Origin of the sequence: Pseudochrobactrum saccharolyticum (assembly GCF_008801715.1) — a bacterium.
Lineage (GTDB): Bacteria > Pseudomonadota > Alphaproteobacteria > Rhizobiales > Rhizobiaceae > Pseudochrobactrum > Pseudochrobactrum saccharolyticum.
Genome location: NZ_VZPG01000001.1, coordinates 1,408,816 through 1,426,003, shown reverse-complemented (window position 1 = coordinate 1,426,003; position 17,188 = coordinate 1,408,816). Strand labels below are relative to the sequence as shown.

Annotated in this window: 18 protein-coding genes; 12 read left to right on the top strand and 6 right to left on the bottom strand. The window is 52.1% G+C overall.

Annotation, left to right across the window (positions count from 1 at the left end; translation table 11 throughout):
• Positions 1–11 precede the first annotated feature (11 nt).
• Together F7P81_RS06390 and F7P81_RS06385 are read left to right on the top strand one after the other, a co-directional pair.
• Positions 12–833, top strand: a complete 822-nt coding sequence (locus tag F7P81_RS06390) for a carbohydrate ABC transporter permease (protein WP_151158894.1) — start codon at positions 12–14, stop codon at positions 831–833.
• Positions 834–886: 53 nt separating this feature from the next.
• Positions 887–2,152 (top strand): ABC transporter substrate-binding protein, encoded by a 1,266-nt coding sequence (locus tag F7P81_RS06385; RefSeq protein WP_075653832.1) that lies wholly within the window; start codon positions 887–889, stop codon positions 2,150–2,152.
• Between the two features lie 31 nt (positions 2,153–2,183).
• Here F7P81_RS06385 and F7P81_RS06380 read toward each other — a convergent pair whose 3' ends face one another.
• On the bottom strand, positions 2,184–3,059 hold the full coding sequence (locus tag F7P81_RS06380; protein ID WP_151158893.1) for a DMT family transporter: 876 nt from the start codon (positions 3,057–3,059) through the stop codon (positions 2,184–2,186).
• 100 nt (positions 3,060–3,159) lie between these two features.
• On the opposite strand from F7P81_RS06380, the gene F7P81_RS06375 reads away from it, so the two are divergent.
• Entirely contained in the window at positions 3,160–3,660 is a 501-nt protein-coding gene (locus F7P81_RS06375) for a YaiI/YqxD family protein (RefSeq protein ID WP_151158892.1), read from the top strand.
• Between the two features lie 8 nt (positions 3,661–3,668).
• On the opposite strand, the gene F7P81_RS06370 is transcribed toward F7P81_RS06375, so the two are convergent.
• The gene (locus F7P81_RS06370) at positions 3,669–4,289 is read right to left on the bottom strand and encodes a LysE family translocator (protein ID WP_151158891.1); all 621 of its coding nucleotides are present in this window, start codon (positions 4,287–4,289) and stop codon (positions 3,669–3,671) included.
• Between the two features lie 80 nt (positions 4,290–4,369).
• Positions 4,370–5,083, bottom strand: a complete 714-nt coding sequence (gene tlpA / locus F7P81_RS06365) for a thiol:disulfide interchange protein TlpA (RefSeq protein WP_075653838.1) — start codon at positions 5,081–5,083, stop codon at positions 4,370–4,372.
• A gap of 45 nt (positions 5,084–5,128) precedes the next feature.
• On the opposite strand from tlpA, the gene argH reads away from it, so the two are divergent.
• The 3 genes from argH to F7P81_RS06350 all read left to right on the top strand — a co-directional run bounded on the left by argH (position 5,129) and on the right by F7P81_RS06350 (position 9,520).
• On the top strand, positions 5,129–6,529 hold the full coding sequence (gene argH / locus F7P81_RS06360) for an argininosuccinate lyase (RefSeq protein WP_075653840.1): 1,401 nt from the start codon (positions 5,129–5,131) through the stop codon (positions 6,527–6,529).
• Positions 6,530–6,699: 170 nt separating this feature from the next.
• The gene (locus F7P81_RS06355) at positions 6,700–6,882 is read left to right on the top strand and encodes a lipoprotein (protein ID WP_022709648.1); all 183 of its coding nucleotides are present in this window, start codon (positions 6,700–6,702) and stop codon (positions 6,880–6,882) included.
• A 118-nt stretch (positions 6,883–7,000) separates the two neighbouring features.
• Positions 7,001–9,520, top strand: coding sequence for a TIGR02302 family protein (locus F7P81_RS06350; protein WP_151158890.1), 2,520 nt, complete (start codon positions 7,001–7,003; stop codon positions 9,518–9,520).
• 161 nt (positions 9,521–9,681) lie between these two features.
• Here the strand turns inward: F7P81_RS06350 and hpt are convergent, their stop codons facing one another.
• A complete protein-coding gene (hpt, locus tag F7P81_RS06345; protein WP_022709650.1) occupies positions 9,682–10,227 on the bottom strand; it encodes a hypoxanthine phosphoribosyltransferase in 546 nt (181 codons plus the stop codon).
• A 408-nt stretch (positions 10,228–10,635) separates the two neighbouring features.
• Here hpt and ftsE point away from each other — a divergent pair, with 408 nt between their 5' ends.
• From ftsE to ppa, 5 genes are all read left to right on the top strand, one after another.
• Positions 10,636–11,295 carry a cell division ATP-binding protein FtsE gene (gene ftsE, locus F7P81_RS06340; protein WP_033315839.1) on the top strand — a complete coding sequence of 220 codons (660 nt, stop codon included), beginning with the start codon at positions 10,636–10,638 and terminating at the stop codon, positions 11,293–11,295.
• Positions 11,288–12,283, top strand: a complete 996-nt coding sequence (locus F7P81_RS06335; RefSeq protein WP_151158889.1) for a cell division protein FtsX — start codon at positions 11,288–11,290, stop codon at positions 12,281–12,283. The genes ftsE and F7P81_RS06335 overlap by 8 nt, the downstream gene beginning before the upstream one ends.
• Positions 12,284–12,407: 124 nt before the next feature.
• A complete protein-coding gene (locus F7P81_RS06330; protein ID WP_246176040.1) occupies positions 12,408–13,130 on the top strand; it encodes a YdcF family protein in 723 nt (240 codons plus the stop codon).
• Positions 13,131–13,265: 135 nt separating this feature from the next.
• Entirely contained in the window at positions 13,266–14,075 is an 810-nt protein-coding gene (locus F7P81_RS06325) for a lysophospholipid acyltransferase family protein (protein ID WP_151158887.1), read from the top strand.
• Between the two features lie 112 nt (positions 14,076–14,187).
• Positions 14,188–14,721, top strand: coding sequence for an inorganic diphosphatase (gene ppa / locus F7P81_RS06320; RefSeq protein WP_022709655.1), 534 nt, complete (start codon positions 14,188–14,190; stop codon positions 14,719–14,721).
• An 84-nt stretch (positions 14,722–14,805) separates the two neighbouring features.
• Here the strand turns inward: ppa and F7P81_RS06315 are convergent, their stop codons facing one another.
• Together F7P81_RS06315 and F7P81_RS06310 are read right to left on the bottom strand one after the other, a co-directional pair.
• Positions 14,806–15,099 carry a YggT family protein gene (locus F7P81_RS06315; RefSeq protein ID WP_151158886.1) on the bottom strand — a complete coding sequence of 98 codons (294 nt, stop codon included), beginning with the start codon at positions 15,097–15,099 and terminating at the stop codon, positions 14,806–14,808.
• 151 nt (positions 15,100–15,250) lie between these two features.
• Positions 15,251–15,790 (bottom strand): gamma-glutamylcyclotransferase, encoded by a 540-nt coding sequence (locus F7P81_RS06310; protein ID WP_028233312.1) that lies wholly within the window; start codon positions 15,788–15,790, stop codon positions 15,251–15,253.
• Positions 15,791–16,102: 312 nt separating this feature from the next.
• Here F7P81_RS06310 and F7P81_RS06305 point away from each other — a divergent pair, with 312 nt between their 5' ends.
• Positions 16,103–17,119 carry a DUF2125 domain-containing protein gene (locus F7P81_RS06305; protein WP_151158884.1) on the top strand — a complete coding sequence of 339 codons (1,017 nt, stop codon included), beginning with the start codon at positions 16,103–16,105 and terminating at the stop codon, positions 17,117–17,119.
• The last annotated feature ends 69 nt before the right edge of the window (positions 17,120–17,188 follow it).

Below are 17,188 nucleotides of genomic sequence, written 5' to 3'. Positions count from 1 at the left end.
AGGCGGAAATCATGTCAGTCTTACGTTTTACCCGCCTCGGGATTTTGTCTCTCGGTGCGATGCTGTTCCTTGCACCTTATATCTGGATGCTCTCCACGGCCGCTAAATCACAATCGGATATTTTCTCCTCATCGCTCAGCCTCATTCCACAGAACTGGGCGCTGATCGAAAATGTCACCAAGGCCTTTTCCCGTGTGCCGATGGGGCAATTGCTGCTCAACGGCATTCTGGTCTGCGCACTCATTCTGGTGGTTCAGGTTATCATCGCTATCCCTTGCGCCTATGCTATGGCTAAGCTGCGCTTTCGTGCGGCACAGGTGATGATGAGCGCGGTTATGCTCGGTCTGCTGGTGCCGATCCATGCCACGGCTCTGCCTTTCTATTTAGGTTTTGAGCGCACAGGCCTGCTGAACACCTATTTCGCCATCAGCGCACCATTCTTCATCTCGGTGTTCGGCATCTTCCTGTTTCTGCAGTTTTTTCGGTCGATGCCGGATGATCTAATTAATGCCGCCCGCCTCGACGGTATGTCGGAAACCGGCATTGTCGCCCGCGTTATTGTGCCGAATGCATGGCCTGCGATTACTGCTTTTTCGATCTTTTCCGTGGTTGCACACTGGAATGATTTGTTCTGGCCGCTGATTGTTGTCACAAATATGGACATGGCCACACCGCCTCTGGGGCTGCTGTATTTCCGTGCTGCCGAAGCCGGTGATGACTATGGCGCACTGATGGCTGCCACGCTGATTATCACCCTTCCCCTCGTTCTTGCTTTTCTTGCAGCGCAACGCCGCTTCATTGAGGGCATTACCATGACCGGCCTCAAAGGCTGATCGCAACCTCACGTCTGTAACGCTCTTCCTCCCAAACATTTACGGAGCCTGTAATGACATTCTTCTCCCGTACTCTGACCGCTGCTGCCCTTTTTTCCGGTCTGTGCAGCACAGCTCTGGCTGAAACCACGCTCAATGTGCATTATCCTATGCCGGGCTTTTTTCAGGACGTGATGGCCAATATTTCCAAGAAATTCACGGAAGAAAATCCGGATATCAAAATCCATTTCGTCAATCCTTCCGCGACCTATGAAGACGGCATTCAGCTGATTATGCGTCAGAATGGCACCGCTGAGCTGCCGGACATCACCTTTACCGGCCTGAACCGCCTGCGCATTTTAAGTGAACGCAATATCGGCCTTGATCTGAAACCGCTGGTCGAGAAAGAAACTGATTTTGAAGCACAGGGTTTCACTCCGACCATTCTGAACCTTGCCAAAATCGGTGACCGTCAGGTTGGTCTGGCTTTCGCCACTTCCAATCCGATCATGTATTACAATGCGGATCTGTTTAAAAAAGTTGGCGAGAACCCGGATACGCCTCCGGCAACATGGGATGATGTCATCCGCATCGGCGGCAAGATCAAAGCGCTCGGCAACGGCGTTCAGGGCATTGATTTCCGCTGGCAGGGTGATGACTGGATGTTCTCAGCCCTGTTATTCGGTGCCGGTGGCCGGATGCTTTCAGAAGATGAAAAACAGGTCGCATTCAGCGGTGCTGAAGGTGAAGCGGCTTTCAAACTGCTCGACCGCATGGTCAAAGAAGGCGGCCTGCCGGTCTTTACCAAAGAAGCCGGTGAACAGGCCTTTGCGGCCGGAAATGTCGGCTTTGCTTTCCAGACCACCGGCGGCCTGCGCAATACAATCAAGAATGTTGGCGACAAATTCGATATGCGTACCGCTAAAATCCCGCTGCTTAATCCGGAAAAAGGCCGCCTGCCAACCGGTGGTAATGCGGTTGTTATCCTGACATCGGACGACGCGAAAATTGAAGCCGCATGGAAATTTGCCAAATTTGCTGCCGGTCCTTATGGCGCATCGGTCGTTGTGCCGGGTACCGGCTATGTGCCGAATAATGAGCTGGCCGCAAAATCTGACGAATATCTCGGTAAATTCTATGACGAAAACCCACTGTTCAAAGCCGGTCTCAGCCAGATGAATATCATGATCCCTTGGTATGCTTTCCCCGGATCAAACGGCGTGAAAGTAACCCAGACTATTGTTGATAATCTGTCCCGCGTTGTTGAGCAGAAGGCCACACCGGAAGAAGCCCTTGCCGATGCAGCCGATGAAGTGAAAAAGCTGCTGCCGCGCCGCTAATCACATCAGAATAATAATCAGACCGGCGGCTTTAAGCTGCCGGTTTTTTCTTTTGTAAAGTTGCCAGTGCCACACCAAATGTGGTCAGCACCATACCGGCAATCTGCACCAGCGTCAGCGTTTCTCCAAACAGCAGATAGGCCATAATCGCGGCGGTTCCCGGCACCAGATAGAAGAACGAAGCGACTTTTGACACTTCACCCTGCCCGATCAGGATCAGCAGCAGCAAGATCGCACCGATTGACAGAACCAGCACCAGCCAGAGCATTGCAAACAGCAATTCCGGCGACCAGATCACCGTCTGCGTTTCGAAAGTCAGCGACAACAAGCCGGTCAGAATACCCGCTGCAATATATTGCACGGTGGTACCGGTTCTCAGGTCAATTTTCACTGCAAAGCGTTTTTGCCATACCGTGCCGATACTGATCGCCATCACAGCAGCGAGCGCCGCACTTAATGTTGCGGGATTAATCCCACCGGAACTCAAGGAAAACTTCGGTGCAACCACCAGCGCCACACCACAGAAGCCGATCAGTAGCCCCAGCCATTGTCGTGGCAAAACTGTCTCACGCAAGAAGAGTGCGGCAATCAACGTGGTAATCAGCGGCTGCAAGCCGGAAACCAGCGCTGTCATACCCGCAGGCAAACCATGGCGCACTGCCCAGAACACGCCGGAGAGATAAATCCCGTGAATGAGACAGCCGACAATCGCGGCGTTCACAAGCCCGCGCCTGTCCGGCCAGCGGGCACCGGTTGCCAGTGCCCAGACTGCCAGAATAATTGCAGCAATGAAAAACCGTGCGGTCATAAACCAGAACGGCTCGGCATAGGGCATAGCAAGCCCCGCACCGATAAAACCGGTTGCCCAGAGAAAGACGAATAAAGCAGGGAAATATTTGACTGGCATGATCTGTTCCACGAACTATACAACCGGCTTATCCCTGCCGCCCTGCCTCGCCAAGCGTTAAACGCTTGCCATTCACATTTGGCTTTGCCATGAAGCATGAATGACACACTCCGATGAAAACAAAACCATCTGCATTTATGTCGATGCCGATGCCTGTCCGGTTAAAAACGAGACCTATAAAGTTGCTGAGCGCCACCGCATCAGAACCTTTGTGGTCGCCAACAGCTTTATCGCTATTCCGCGTGATGAACCGCTGATTGAACGTGTGATCGTCCCTGCCGGTCTGGATGTGGCCGATGACTGGATTGCCGAGCGGTCGCGTGCCGGTGCGATTGTTATCACGGCAGATATCCCGCTGGCACATCGTGCTGTCACTGCCGGAGCTGTTGCGCTTGCACCGGACGGCCGCCTGTTCAGTGCGGCCAATATCGGCAATATTCTTGCCACCCGCAATCTGATGGATGAGCTGCGTTCCGCCAATCCGGTTTCATCAGGCCAATTCGGCGGTTCAAAGCCGTTTTCAGCCCGCGACCGCTCCGCATTTCTCTCAGCGCTGGACCTCGCAATTGTGCGGTTAAAGCGTGACGGTTTCACCGCATAACAAAAAAATTACGAAGAGCGCATTGTTGCCGTTGCCACACCGGCACCGATCAGCAATGTGCCGCCGGTACGGTTGAAAGCACGCAAAATCCGCGGGCTTTTAAACAGTGTGCGCGCACGATGCGCTGCAAAAGCGTAGAGAAACGCATTGCTGAAAGACAGCACCAGAAATGTGGCTTCAAAAATCAGCATCTGCGTCCAGAAATCGCCATGCCGGTCAAGAAACTGCGGCAGGAAAGCCACGAAAAACGTGATGCTTTTCGGGTTGAGAGATGTCACCAGCCATGCATGCGCCAGCATTTTCACAGGTGATACATCGGCATCCCGCGCCTCTGCCTGCATTGTAGCACCTGAACGGAATAATTTGATACCAAGCCAGATCAGATAGGCAGCGCCAAGCCATTTCACGATTGTAAATATTGTGGCAGAGGCAGCAAGCAACGCACCGATGCCGAGCATCGACAATGTCATTGCCGTAAAATCACCAAGCGCTACACCGGCCGCCATCGGCATGGCAGTGCGCCAGCCCTGCCCCAAGGCATAGGAAACCACCAACAAAATTGTTGGCCCCGGTATCACCAGCAAAACAATTGATGCAGCCGTGAAGGCAAGCCAGACATCCAGCCCCATAGAAAATCTCCCTTAAGATCTTCAGCAGAGCAGAAAACCCAAATCCTGTAAAATCACATTATACAGGATTTGGCGACCAATCAGTTACGCAGGCTCTTGGCTGTATTCACCAGATTAACAGCGTCCTGCCCCGCCCAGTGTGCTGGTCCGTTCATTGCCGCAATCTGACAACCGGTTTCATCAATCAGCAAAGTTACAGGCAAACCAAAAGCCAAACCTCTGCGTTTCAGATCATTAAAAACAGTCAGACTGGCATCGCGATAAAAACCGAGCTTCTCAACGCCGATCTCGTTGAGGAAATTCTTCGGCTTGGAAATATCGCCGGTGTCGATATTCAGCGCCACCACTTCAAAATCGTCACTGCCCTGCTCGGCCTGCAGCTTATCCAGCGCGGGCATTTCCTCACGGCACGGCGCGCACCAGCTCGCCCAGAGATTAACCAGCAGGGTCTTGCCCTTCATATCGCCGATGGTGGTTTTTGATCCGTCTGGGGCATCAAATTGCAGATGTGTCAGCAAAGCAGGCTTATCCGATGGCTGCATTCCGGCAACTTCACCGGTTGCAGCAGCGGAGAGTTTAGCTAACTGCTCCTGATTTAACGCACATTTTGCATCCTCTGCGCCGCCTGCTGCGGCATTACTGGCCGTATTCTCTGTCGGAACAACATTGCCAGAAGGCGGTTCCATCACGTATACCGCAAGGGCACCGGCCAGAAGTCCGGCAATACCGGCGAACAAAATCATCTTCGGGCTGATTGCGCTTTTCGGTTTTGTCTCTTTATTATCTTCGGCCATAATATCGTTCTTTTACTTCACAGTTCCGGCTCAGGGCATAAGCGCATGACGACAGAAAAATCCAGTAACCAGATGTGGGGTGGCCGTTTCGCCTCAGGACCCTCTGCCATCATGGAAGAGATTAATGCTTCGATCGGTTATGACCGCAAACTCTATGCACAGGACATTGCCGGATCGCTGGCGCATGCTGCCATGCTTGCCAAGACCGGCATCATCTCTGCAGATGATCACAAACAGATCTCCGATGGTCTCAATACCATATTAGCCGAGATCGAAAATGGCAAATTTACCTTCTCGCGTAAGCTTGAAGACATCCATATGAATGTGGAAGCCCGTCTGGCTGATCTGATTGGCGCTCCGGCCGGTCGTCTGCATACTGCCCGTTCGCGTAACGATCAGGTTGCGCTTGATTTCCGTCTCTGGGTCAAAAATGAGCTGGAAAAGACTGCTGCCTCGCTGAAAATCCTGATCGAAGCCTTCCTGATCCGCGCGGAAGAGCACGCAGCAACTGTGATGCCGGGTTTCACCCATTTGCAGACGGCACAGCCGGTGACTTTCGGTCATCATTGCATGGCCTATGTGGAAATGTTCGGCCGCGATTTGTCCCGCGTGCGCGATGCGATTGAACGTATGAATGAAAGCCCGCTCGGTGCGGCAGCGCTGGCCGGCACCGGTTTCCCGATTGACCGCCACATGACTGCCGAAGCGCTCGGTTTCCGCGAACCGACCCGCAATTCGATCGATAGCGTTTCCGACCGCGACTATGCGCTGGAATTCCTGTCGATTGCTTCGATCTGTGCAACCCATCTGTCGCGTCTGGCCGAAGAAATTGTGATCTGGTCAACCTCGCAGTTCAATTTCATCCGCCTGTCCGACGCTTTCTCCACCGGCTCTTCGATCATGCCGCAGAAGAAAAATCCGGATGCCGCAGAACTGGTGCGCGCCAAGACCGGCCGTATCACCGGCTCGCTTGTCGGCCTACTGATGGTGATGAAAGGCCTGCCGCTGGCCTATTCCAAAGATATGCAGGAAGACAAAGAAGCGGTTTTTGATGCTGCTGAATCCATCGAACTGGCACTCGCAGCCATGAGCGGTATGGTTTCCGACCTCACCGTGATTGAAGCCTCGATGAAAAAGGCTGCCGGTTCCGGTTACTCCACTGCAACTGATCTTGCTGACTGGCTGGTGCGTGAGCTTGGCCTGCCATTCCGTGAAGCCCATCATGTGACAGGCCGTGCCGTTGCACTGGCAGAATCGAAGAAAGTCGATCTGTCCAAACTGACGCTGGAAGACATGCAGTCGATCCATCCGCAGATTAATGATGCAGTGTTCGGTTTCCTAACTGTGGATAAATCGGTAAAAAGCCGCCAGTCTTTCGGTGGCACCGCACCGCAGGAAGTGCGCCGCCAGATCAAATACTGGAAAAAACGCCTGATTAAGGCCTGATCCGCCCCGCTATACAACAGACCGGAGGCGGTTTATGCCTCCGGTCTGCATCCCTTCAAAGATTTGTGTTTGTCTCCGAACAGTTTGCGTTGTCCCGTAATTCAGCTAAAACTGTCAGCGAAAATTACTCACGGCTTTGCGGCCAAACACCAGTTTCAGGATATTTTTTGATGAATAGCCGCGTATTCATGACCTCTGTGATTATGCTTGTTGCCGTTGGCAGCATTGTATCCGGCTGCGGCCGTCGTGGCGCACTGGAAGCCCCGCCAAATGCGACAGTGCATGATGACTGGCGCAAACCGGATAAAAAAGCTGTCGAAGAAAAACCATTTATTCTGGATAAGCTGATTTAAAGCGGGTCGCATTTCAACCTATCCACTGCGTCCGCTTCAGATTTTTTGAGCAGCCGCATGTTCGCTGAGGTTAAATTCAGTCAATTTAACTGCGCTAAGATACAGAACCGGATATTGAATGCCTGAACCGGACACCAGATCTTTTGAAAACGCAGACCGCAGGCTTTATCGTCTGCGGATCAAAGCGGCATTGGTCTTGTGCTTTGAGCGTTTATGGCCGTTGATATTACCGGTTCTGCTTTTAACAGCATTATTGGCCAGTCTGGCCTGGCTCGGTCTGTTTCAGGCCATGCCGCGTTGGCTGCATTTCACGCTGTCTGCCGTTTTTATACTGGCCTATGCCTATGCGCTTTTCCGTTTCCGGCATTTTCAATTGCCGGACGATCAGACGGTCAACAACCGGATTGAGCGTGAAAACGGCTTGCAGCACAGCCCGTTGCAACTGAGCGACGATCAGCTTGCCGGACAGAGTGACGATCCGCTGGCACAGGCACTCTGGCAGGAACACCGCAAGCGTATGGCCGCGCTGACGGACAGGCTGCACGGATTTCTGCCCCATCCTGATATTCCGCAGCGCGATCCTTATGCCCTGCGCACATTTGTCATTTTGCTGTTTGCTTCAACGGCGGCTTATTCCTTCAGCCCGTCGTCCGGTAAAATCAGTGATCTGTGGAACCCGCCTGAAGGCTTTGCAGGGCCGGAAGGCCGCATTGATGCATGGATTACGCCACCCGCCTATACGGGCAAAGCACCGGTCTTTTTGAGTGCCAATACAGATGTAAAACCGCTGGATGTGCCTCAGGGCAGTATTCTCAGCGTTCAGATCAGCGGCAGTACACGTAATCAGCTGACTATGACCGGTCAGGACGGCAAAGCCTATTCAGTTGAGGCCAAACCGGCTTCCGGTACAGCGAAAACACAAGACAGCACCAATTTTGAACTGCTTCTGAATAAAACGGTCGCTGCCAGTCTGCAGGCCGGTTCACGTCGTCAGGCGTGGCAGTTTAACATCACGCCGGATACGCCGCCCGTCGTCGATTTTACCCGCAATCCGACCTATGCGCTGAACGGCACATTGGAACTGCACTATAAAGCTGGCGATGACTATGGCGTGACTAAATTACAGCCTGTCATCAAACTTCTGGAACAACCTGAAGAAGGCGCGCAATCGCTGACAGACGCGCCGGAACTACGGCTGACTATACCCAAGCGCGGCAAAAACAGCACGGACGAGACCACAGCCCTTCAGGATCTGACTATGCATCCGTGGGCTGGCAAATATGTCTCCCTGCAATTGCAGGCGATTGATGATGCAGGCCAGACAGGCACAAGCAAAGAAATCCGTTTTGTGCTGCCGCAACGCCCGTTTATCAATCCGCTGGCACGCGCCATTGCCGAGCAGCGTCAGGTGCTGGCGCTCGACAGCAATCAGAAAACACCTGTTGTGCAAATGCTGGATGCGCTCACCATGCATCCGCAGACCACCATTGCCAATGTCAGCCATTTTCTGGGTCTGCGCTCTGTGCGGGAACGTCTGAAACTGGCACGCAATGATGGGGAGCTGCGCGAGATTGTCAGCTATATGTGGAATGTCGCGCGCGGCATTGAAGATGGTCAGCTTTCCGATGCGGAAAAAGCCCTGCGTGCAGCGCAGGAGGCGTTAAGTCAGGCATTGCAGAATAATGCCAGTCCGGAAGAAATTGCCCGACTGACGAAAGAACTGCGCGAAGCCATGAACCGATACTTAAACGAAATGGCACGCCGCCAGCAAACCAATCCGAATAAAAACGCCCAGAACAATCCCAATACCCGCGTGCTCAGCCAGCGCGATATTGACCGGATGATGCAGCAGATTGAAGACCTCGCCCGTTCCGGCAATCATGCGGAAGCTCAGCAGATGCTGTCGCAATTGCAGGAAATGCTCAACAATCTTCAGCCTGGTCAGAGCGCTCAGCAAGGTCAGGGTAGCGGTCAAGGCCAAGGTCAGGGACAAGGCAGCGGCGCACAGCAACAGCTGAATAAGCTCGGTGATCTGATGCGCCGTCAGCAGGAGCTGATGAATGAAACTTTCAAGCTGGATCAGCAATTGCAGGAACAGTCTGATGATTTCAATTATGACGGCGAAGGAGAGCAGCGCCCGCAAAACGGCCAGTCCCGTCAGGAAACCGAACAGGCTCTGAAAGATTTACAGCAGCAGCAGCGCGACTTGCAAAATGAGCTGAATGCGCTGACAGACCAGCTAAAACAACAGGGGCTTGAATCCTCGAAAGAAATGGATCAGGCGCTGAACTCCATGGGGCGTGCAGGCCGCTCGCTGGGCAATGGCGAAAGCGGACAGGCCACAGATCAGCAGGCCGAGGCGCTTGATGCCTTGCGCCGCGGTGCCCGCTCCATGATGCAGCAATTGCAGCAGGCGCAGGGTGAAGGTCAGGGGCAGCAAACCGGTGAAGGTCAGGATCCGTTAGGGCGTCAAACCGGTCAGGGCAGTTCGGAAGGCACCGGCAATCAGCTGCCGAACCAGATTGATATCCAGAAAGCCCGCCGCATTCTTGATGAAATCCGCAAAAAACTCGGCGATGCGCTGAGCCCGCAGCAGGAAAAAGACTATCTGGAACGTCTGCTGAAACGCGATCAATAAAGCATTTTCAGAAAAAGTGCGAAGCGGTTTTGCGTTGGATAATGCGCAAAACAAAAGGATAGAGCGGTTCCCAAAATTCAGACTTAACTGGAACTACTCTATTTATAAAAAAGCCGCTCATAATCATGAGCGGCTTTTTAAATTCAGCGAATGGTCGGATCTTATTCCTGCTCATCCATAACGCGGCCGACATAAGGCAGCTGGCGGAAAGAATGCGCCACATCCATGCCATAGCCGACAACGAAATAATCCGGACATTCAAAAGCTGTGAAATCCGCATAAAGATCAAGCTTACGGTGACCCGGCTTGTCCAGCAGCACAGCAATACTCACACTGCGTGCGCCGCGTGACATCATCAGTTCACGCACAAAATTCAGCGTTTTGCCGGATTCAAGAATATCATCAATCAGCAGAATATCGCGGCCTTCAACATCGCTGTCGATATCGCGCACCAGACGGATTTCGCCGCCCTTTGTGCCTGCGCCATAGCTGGAGACAGTGATGAATTCCACATCCGGTTCAACACCGGCATCATGCATGGCGCGGATCAGGTCTGCCGCAAAAATGAATGAGCCTTTGAGGATAGAAACTGCCAGCGGCCGTTCCAGCTTACGCTCGGCAATTTTTTGTGCCAGTTCACGATTGCGTTCTGCAATCTGCTCCGCACTGAACAGAACTTCAAGATTTCTGCCACCTACATAAGGCATAAACACGTCTCCGGTCTTAATCCGCACTAGGATTTTATATTACGCAGTTTCTAACGGATCGAAGCGGGAAAAGAAAACAATCCGGTGAATTGTTTTCCCCGCCGAGGCGGTTCCCACTTTTCCTAAAACTGCTTGAACCGAAATATCTCCGGCAAGAAAAAAGTAGCTGTTACAGTACTACGCCTTTTGCTGAAAGGGCAGTTTTACATTATTTACGCCTGTTCCGCATCAAATCTGCGTTTTATCCGGTTACACACAGCAGGTCTGTGCACAAAGCGCCATAAAATTTCTATTCTTTTTTCAACCTCAAAATGCCAAACTTGCATGCAGATTAACGCGAGATTAACCACAAGGGTCAATGTTCGGCAACCATAAGAAAACCGGCAAAAAACATCGGGAAAATAATCAGTGATTCGCTTTGAAAATGTAGGATTACGGTACGGCATGGGATCGGAAATCCTGCGGGATGTTTCCTTTCATATTCCGCCGCGCTCCTTTCAGTTTCTGACCGGCCCGTCAGGTGCCGGTAAAACATCGCTGATGCGCCTGCTTTTCATGGCGTTGAAACCGACACGCGGCCTGATTACGATTTTCGGCAAAGACATCTCCACAATGCAGCGCAGTGAAATTCCATTGCTGCGCCGCCGTATCGGCATCGTCTTTCAGGATTTCCGCCTGCTCGACCATATGACGACCTATGAGAATGTTTCATTGCCATTGCGTGTTCGCGGCAAAGAAGAAGCAACCTACCGCCATGAAGTGCAGGAACTGATGCAGTGGGTTGGTCTCGGTGACCGTATGCATGTGCTGCCACCGGTTCTGTCAGGCGGTGAAAAACAACGTGCGGCTATTGCCCGAGCGCTGATTGACCAGCCGGAAATTCTGCTGGCCGATGAGCCGACCGGTAATGTGGACCCGCCGCTGGCACGCCGCCTGCTGCGCCTGTTCGCGGAACTTAACCGTTCCGGCACTGCAGTGATTATCGCCACCCATGATCTGACATTGATGGATCAGGTAGATGCGCGCCGTATGATTCTCGATCAGGGAAGGCTGGATATTTATGGCTGACCTGCGTGCAACGATTGATCATTATCACGGGATTTTTTTCGAACTGCTGGGCAAGCGCAAACGGGAAAAACGCGGACCAACGCCGATTGTACCGCCGGTCAGTGTTTCCGGCACCACGCTGATTACCGTTATCGCAATCATGACCTTTCTCGCCTGCATCACTATCGGCGGGGTTAGTCTGGTGCGCGCATCGGCAGCCCAGTGGCAGAGCCAGATTTCACGTGAAGCAACAATTCAGATCCGGCCGGTCGACGGTCAGGATATGGAAGCTGCCCTCGCACAAGCCAGTCAGATTGCATCCGGTTTTGCCGGTGTCACAGGCACCAATATTGTTGACCGTGCAGCTACAGCACGCCTGCTGGAACCATGGCTCGGCACCGGTCTGGACATTGACGAATTGCCGGTACCCCGCCTCGTGGTGGTGACAATTGACGAGCAAAATCCACCGGATTTTGAAACTCTGCGCTCGGAATTGCAGAAGAATATTCCCGGCGCCAGTTTTGATGATCACCGCACATGGGTGGATCGTCTGGTGTCCATGGCGCACACAACCGTACTGATCGGTATGGGTGTCTTGTTTCTGATGCTGTCTGCCACAGTGCTGACCGTGATTTTTGCCACGCGTGGCGCGATGGCAGGAAACAGCCATATTATTGAAGTGCTGCATTTTATCGGTGCAGAAGCCCGCTTTGTTGCCCGTGAATTTGAATGGCATTTCTTCCGCACAGCACTCAAAGGTGCCTGTTACGGCGGCGCGGCGGCCTTGCTGGTATTTCTGATTGTTTCCTGGTGGACCAGCCGCAATCTGGCAACGCCGGAAGGCGATCAGGCCGCAGCTTTGTTTGGCAGTTTTGCCATCGGACGCGAAGGCTATATCGGTATTGCCGCCACAATTATCATTGTCAGCATTCTCACAATGCTGACCAGCCGTCTGACCGTGATCCGGCAGCTCAAAGATATGGACAGTATCAGCGGCAGCAAAGATTAGGACAGTCAGCGGACAAAGCAGTTTCCTCCGCTGTCCTGTCTGCTCTATACTATAAGACTGATTTGCGCAGGTTACAGCAATCTGCGCTGATACAAGAAAATGAACAGGCCAAACGGCAATGCATGTGCAAAACAATGCTTCAGCCACTGCGGAACAAAACCGGCAGAATGACGAACGACCGGCAGAAACAACCGGCCGCGAAGCATCCGTGCATATCTCTAAAGACGGCTTTATTCGCCATTGGCTGAAGCGCCTGCGCAGACGCATCCCGCCGGTCGCGGTTGTCCTGTTCTCATTGATCGTTGCTCTCGGCATCGGATTTGTCATTTTCAGCGAGCATGTCAGCAATTTGCAGGCACCACCTGCCGATCAGAAAGCCGATGCGATTATCGTTCTGACCGGCGGGAAATCCCGTATTGAAGTCGCACTGGAACTGCTGGCAGAGAAACGCGGAGAACGGCTGCTGATCAGCGGCGTTCATCCGTCTACCAAACGCGAGGCCTTGCAGCGTGTTACCAGAACGGATCCGGCTTTATTTGCCTGCTGCGTAGATCTCGATCGTACGGCACTCAACACAATCGGCAATGCGGTTGAAAGCGCCAAATGGATTAAACAGCATAATTACAAGCGCATATTCATTGTAACCAATAATTACCACATTCCACGCTCAATTCTGGAATTGTCACGGCAGGTCGGTAATGTCGAACTCCTGCCCTATCCGGTCATTAACAGCGATCTGAAAAACAATAACTGGATGCGTCAGGGCGATACGCTGCGCGTGTTATTTACCGAATATGTCAAATATATTGGCGCTCTTGCGCATATCAGTCTCAGCCAAAATGATTAAAACACAAGTTGCTGATCGATACGCAATGATGTCCGGAATTGATAAGCGCTGATTTTTCTTCTATTTGAAGAACCGCTCTGTTTAAAACCGAGCTATTTTACCTGTCATGCACGTATTAAAAGGCTGATACAAGATATGATCATAGTCATCCGGTCAGTGCTGTTTAATCTGGCTTTCTATATCAGTCTGATCATACAGATGATCCTGTTTTTACCGCTCACTTTGATTTTGCCGCGCAAAAAAGCATGGATCGTCCCTAAATTCTGGGCACGCTCCAATCTGTTTCTGCAAAAATATATTGTCGGCACCGATTTTGTGGTCGAAGGGGCAGAAAACCTGCCGGAAGGCGCCTATATTTGCGCACCAAAACACCAGTCTTTCTGGGATGTTTATGCGTTTTTGTCTTACACGCCCGATCCGGTTTATATTCTCAAACGCGACCTGATGCGTATTCCGCTATTCGGCTGGTATCTGAAGAAAATGAAAATGATCCCTGTTGATCGCGGTACGGGGATCAAAGCTTTGCATTCCATTTCCGGCGGCACGCAGGAAGCCATTGCTGACGGGCGCCAGATCATGATCTATCCGGAGGGCACACGCCGCGCACCCGGTGCGCCACCGGCCTATAAATATGGTGTCGTCCATCTCTATGCCAATCTCGGTCTGCCGGTCGTGCCAATTGCCCATAATGCCGGTCTGTACTGGCCGCGCCGCAAATTCCTGCGCTATCCCGGCACCATCCGTTGCCGTATTCTGCCGCCGATTGAAGCGGGTCTGGATAAGGAAGTCTTTTTGCAGCGTCTGATTGAAGCCACAGAAACAGCTTGTGACGAATTTCTGGTACATGCCTCACAGGATAATAATGCGCCGCCTATGCCGCCGACAGCCAAAGCCCGCCTCGCGGAATTGCAGGCGCAGCGCAATGAGGCTGAAACAAAGGCATAACAGCGCTCAGAATTTCACGAACATGACAATAAGCCGCTTTATCTGAAATTGCGTTTTTGTTGCACGGTTTCACGAAAACCGATATCAGAACGCCAAATGAAAGGACACGCCCATGAATATCGATGCCATTTCCATCGGCTCCAACCCTCCTGAAGACGTTAACGTCATTATCGAAGTACCGGTCGGTGGTCATCCGATCAAATACGAGATGGACAAAAGCGCCGGCGCTCTGATCGTCGACCGTTTTCTCTACACACCAATGACCTATCCGGGCAATTACGGCTTTGTTCCGCACACTCTGTCGGAAGATGGCGACCCGATTGACGTTCTGGTTTGCAACACCCGTCCGCTGATTCCGGGCTGCGTCATCAATGTTCGCCCGATCGGCGTTCTCGTGATGGAAGACAATGCCGGTAAAGATGAAAAAATCATCGCCGTACCGTCACCAAAGCTGACCCGTCGTTATGAAAAAGTTCATAACTACACCGATCTGCCGGAAATCACTCTGCAGCAGATTGCTCATTTCTTTGAACATTACAAAGATCTGGAGCCAGGCAAATGGGTAAAGATCGGCGACTGGGGCGATGAAGATTACGCACGTAAATTCATCGTTGAAGCGATCGAACGCGCTAAAAACGCGAAATAATTGAAAAACTGGCCAATCTCCCAAGTGGCCGGATTTTCAATCACAGATAATAAAAAACCCGCTTTCAAGCGGGTTTTTTATTGATTAGCTTAAGAGCATCGGAGCCAATGTCGTCCACATGAAGCGGCGGACAAAGAAGATCGCCAGCAGCAGAACAATCGGCGAAATATCAATACCGCCGAGATCCGGCAAAATTTTACGGATAGGTCGCAATGCAGGTTCTGTCACCTTGTAAAGAAACTCACCGATCGAGGCGACAAAGCGGTTGCGTGAATTGACCACGTTAAAAGCATACAGCCAGGAAAACACCGCACTGGCAATGATGATCCAGGTATAAATATCCAGCGCCAGATCAACGGTTTGCAAAATTGCGAGCATAAATGTCTCCTACTCAGTCGGACTGTTCATTGCACCGGTGCTTGTATCAGCACGGGCAAAGGTTGAGACACATTTAAACAGCGCTCTTGCTATTCACAAGATCACAGACCGGAAAAAGTCAGTCAAAGATCGGGTAAAACTATCAATCCTGTCAGTCTGTATGATTATCCAGCAGCTTTAAAACAGCTTCCAGCCGCTCATCCCAGATATCCATTGCCTGTAAATGACGGGCAGTATTGGCAACATAATCGCGGTTTGGTCCGGCCTGACCACTGGCGCGCCGGACAAGCAAAGCCATATCCTCAGCACTGAGACCGCCTGCATATTGTTTATGCAAGGGATCGGCCACATAGACCAATGCTTCGACATCGCGGCCGTCTGCCAGTTCAACCGTCAGCCATTTTTCCACATAAACACCGCTGATCTGTTCACGTTCACGCAGATAGTTCATCACCGGCAATCTGTTGTCCGCTGTCACGCGAAATGCCTGTCCGTGGCAGAAGCCGCCGCTGTTCAGACCCAGCACCAGCCCCGGCAATTCAGGCGTACCGCGATAAACATGAGAATAGATGCATAAAGACCGGCTGAAGCCTGTCAGCAGCGCCGGAATATTCTCGGCACTGTCAAAACCCGGCCGCCACATCAGTGACCCGTAACCGAAGACCCAGAAGTCAGAACCGGAATCAGCCACATTATTCTGGAACACGAAATCCGTGTGTGAACTATCCATTGGGGTCATTTGTTTGCTTTTGCTTGTCTCGCCAAATTCATATAATGCATAGAATGCACAGGCATATAGTTTACACCCTGTGTCCCGCATTTCCCAACAGGCAAACATTTTTCCGGCATGATTTTGTGTAGAAAAATGTACCGCCGAATGACTTTTATCTGCAAAACAATACCGCATGATGTGTTGTCAGCGCGGCATTGTGAATAAAAAGATTATAGAAGAGTTCTTCTGCCCTGTCAGCAGAATGCCCTTTGAAATCTGAGAGGCATAGCTATGGTAGCTAAATCGCGTCCTAACCCGCAAAGCTCAAAACGCATGACATGGGGCATTCTCTTTGCTCTGGTCATCGTCATTTTATACACGGCGGGCTGGTTTTATCTTGCTTCCATGGCCAAAGACCGCGTTCGCACTGAGCTAGCCAATACTGCCGGTCAGGGCGAAACGCTGGAATGTCAGTCCCTCTCGGCACGCGGCTATCCCTTCTCCATGTATATCAGCTGTTCCGGCTTTAACTTCCGTGACAAAGATCAGACGCTGAATGCTGCAACCAGTGCTGTAAATGTCGGCGCTTCCCTGCTCTCTTTCCGCACGGTGCAGACACAGCTCACCGGCCCTGCGGCACTTGCAATGTCCGGCGCTGACCCGTTGAAAGCAGATTGGGACAATCTCAAAGCATCTGCGCGCATTGACGGCCGTTCGCCACAGAATATCAGCCTCAGTGCCGATAATCTGCGCGTGCAAACTGTGACCGCTGAAAATGCGGCTGCACCGGCAACACTCTCTTTGCTCGGCCTGCAATTTGATCTCAACAGTCTTGAAGAGCCGCTTCAGGCCAAAATGACCTTTGATGATCTGCGCCTCACCGGCGACAAATCTCTGGCTGCCCTGCCGGAGCTCGACGGTCTGATTGATATCACCTCTCCGGCAAGCCTCGCAGCCTTCAAAGAGCCTGATGAAAGCGGCAGTCTGCTGCGCGGAAAATCCTTGCAGCTTAATCAGATGCTGTTTCTGCTGCCGTCCGGCGCCAGCATCAGCATCAGCGGCCCGCTTGCTGTCGACAGCGAAGGGCTGGCCAATGCGGATCTGAAAATCCGTCTGACCAATGCTCCGGCAATCGGCCAGACATTGCAGGCCGCCTTTCCCGATCAGGCTAAAAATATCAATACGGTGGTTTTTGCTCTCGGCTCCATGCCGAAAGATGAAACAGGAGCAACGATTGTTCCGGTAGTCATCAAAGAAGGCAAAATCAGCGCCGGCTTTATCCCGCTGGGACGCGTACCGCGCCTTTAATGCAAAAAACCCGCCGGAATGGCGGGTTTTTCATTTTTAATTTAAACAAAGCAACAGCCTCACGTATTT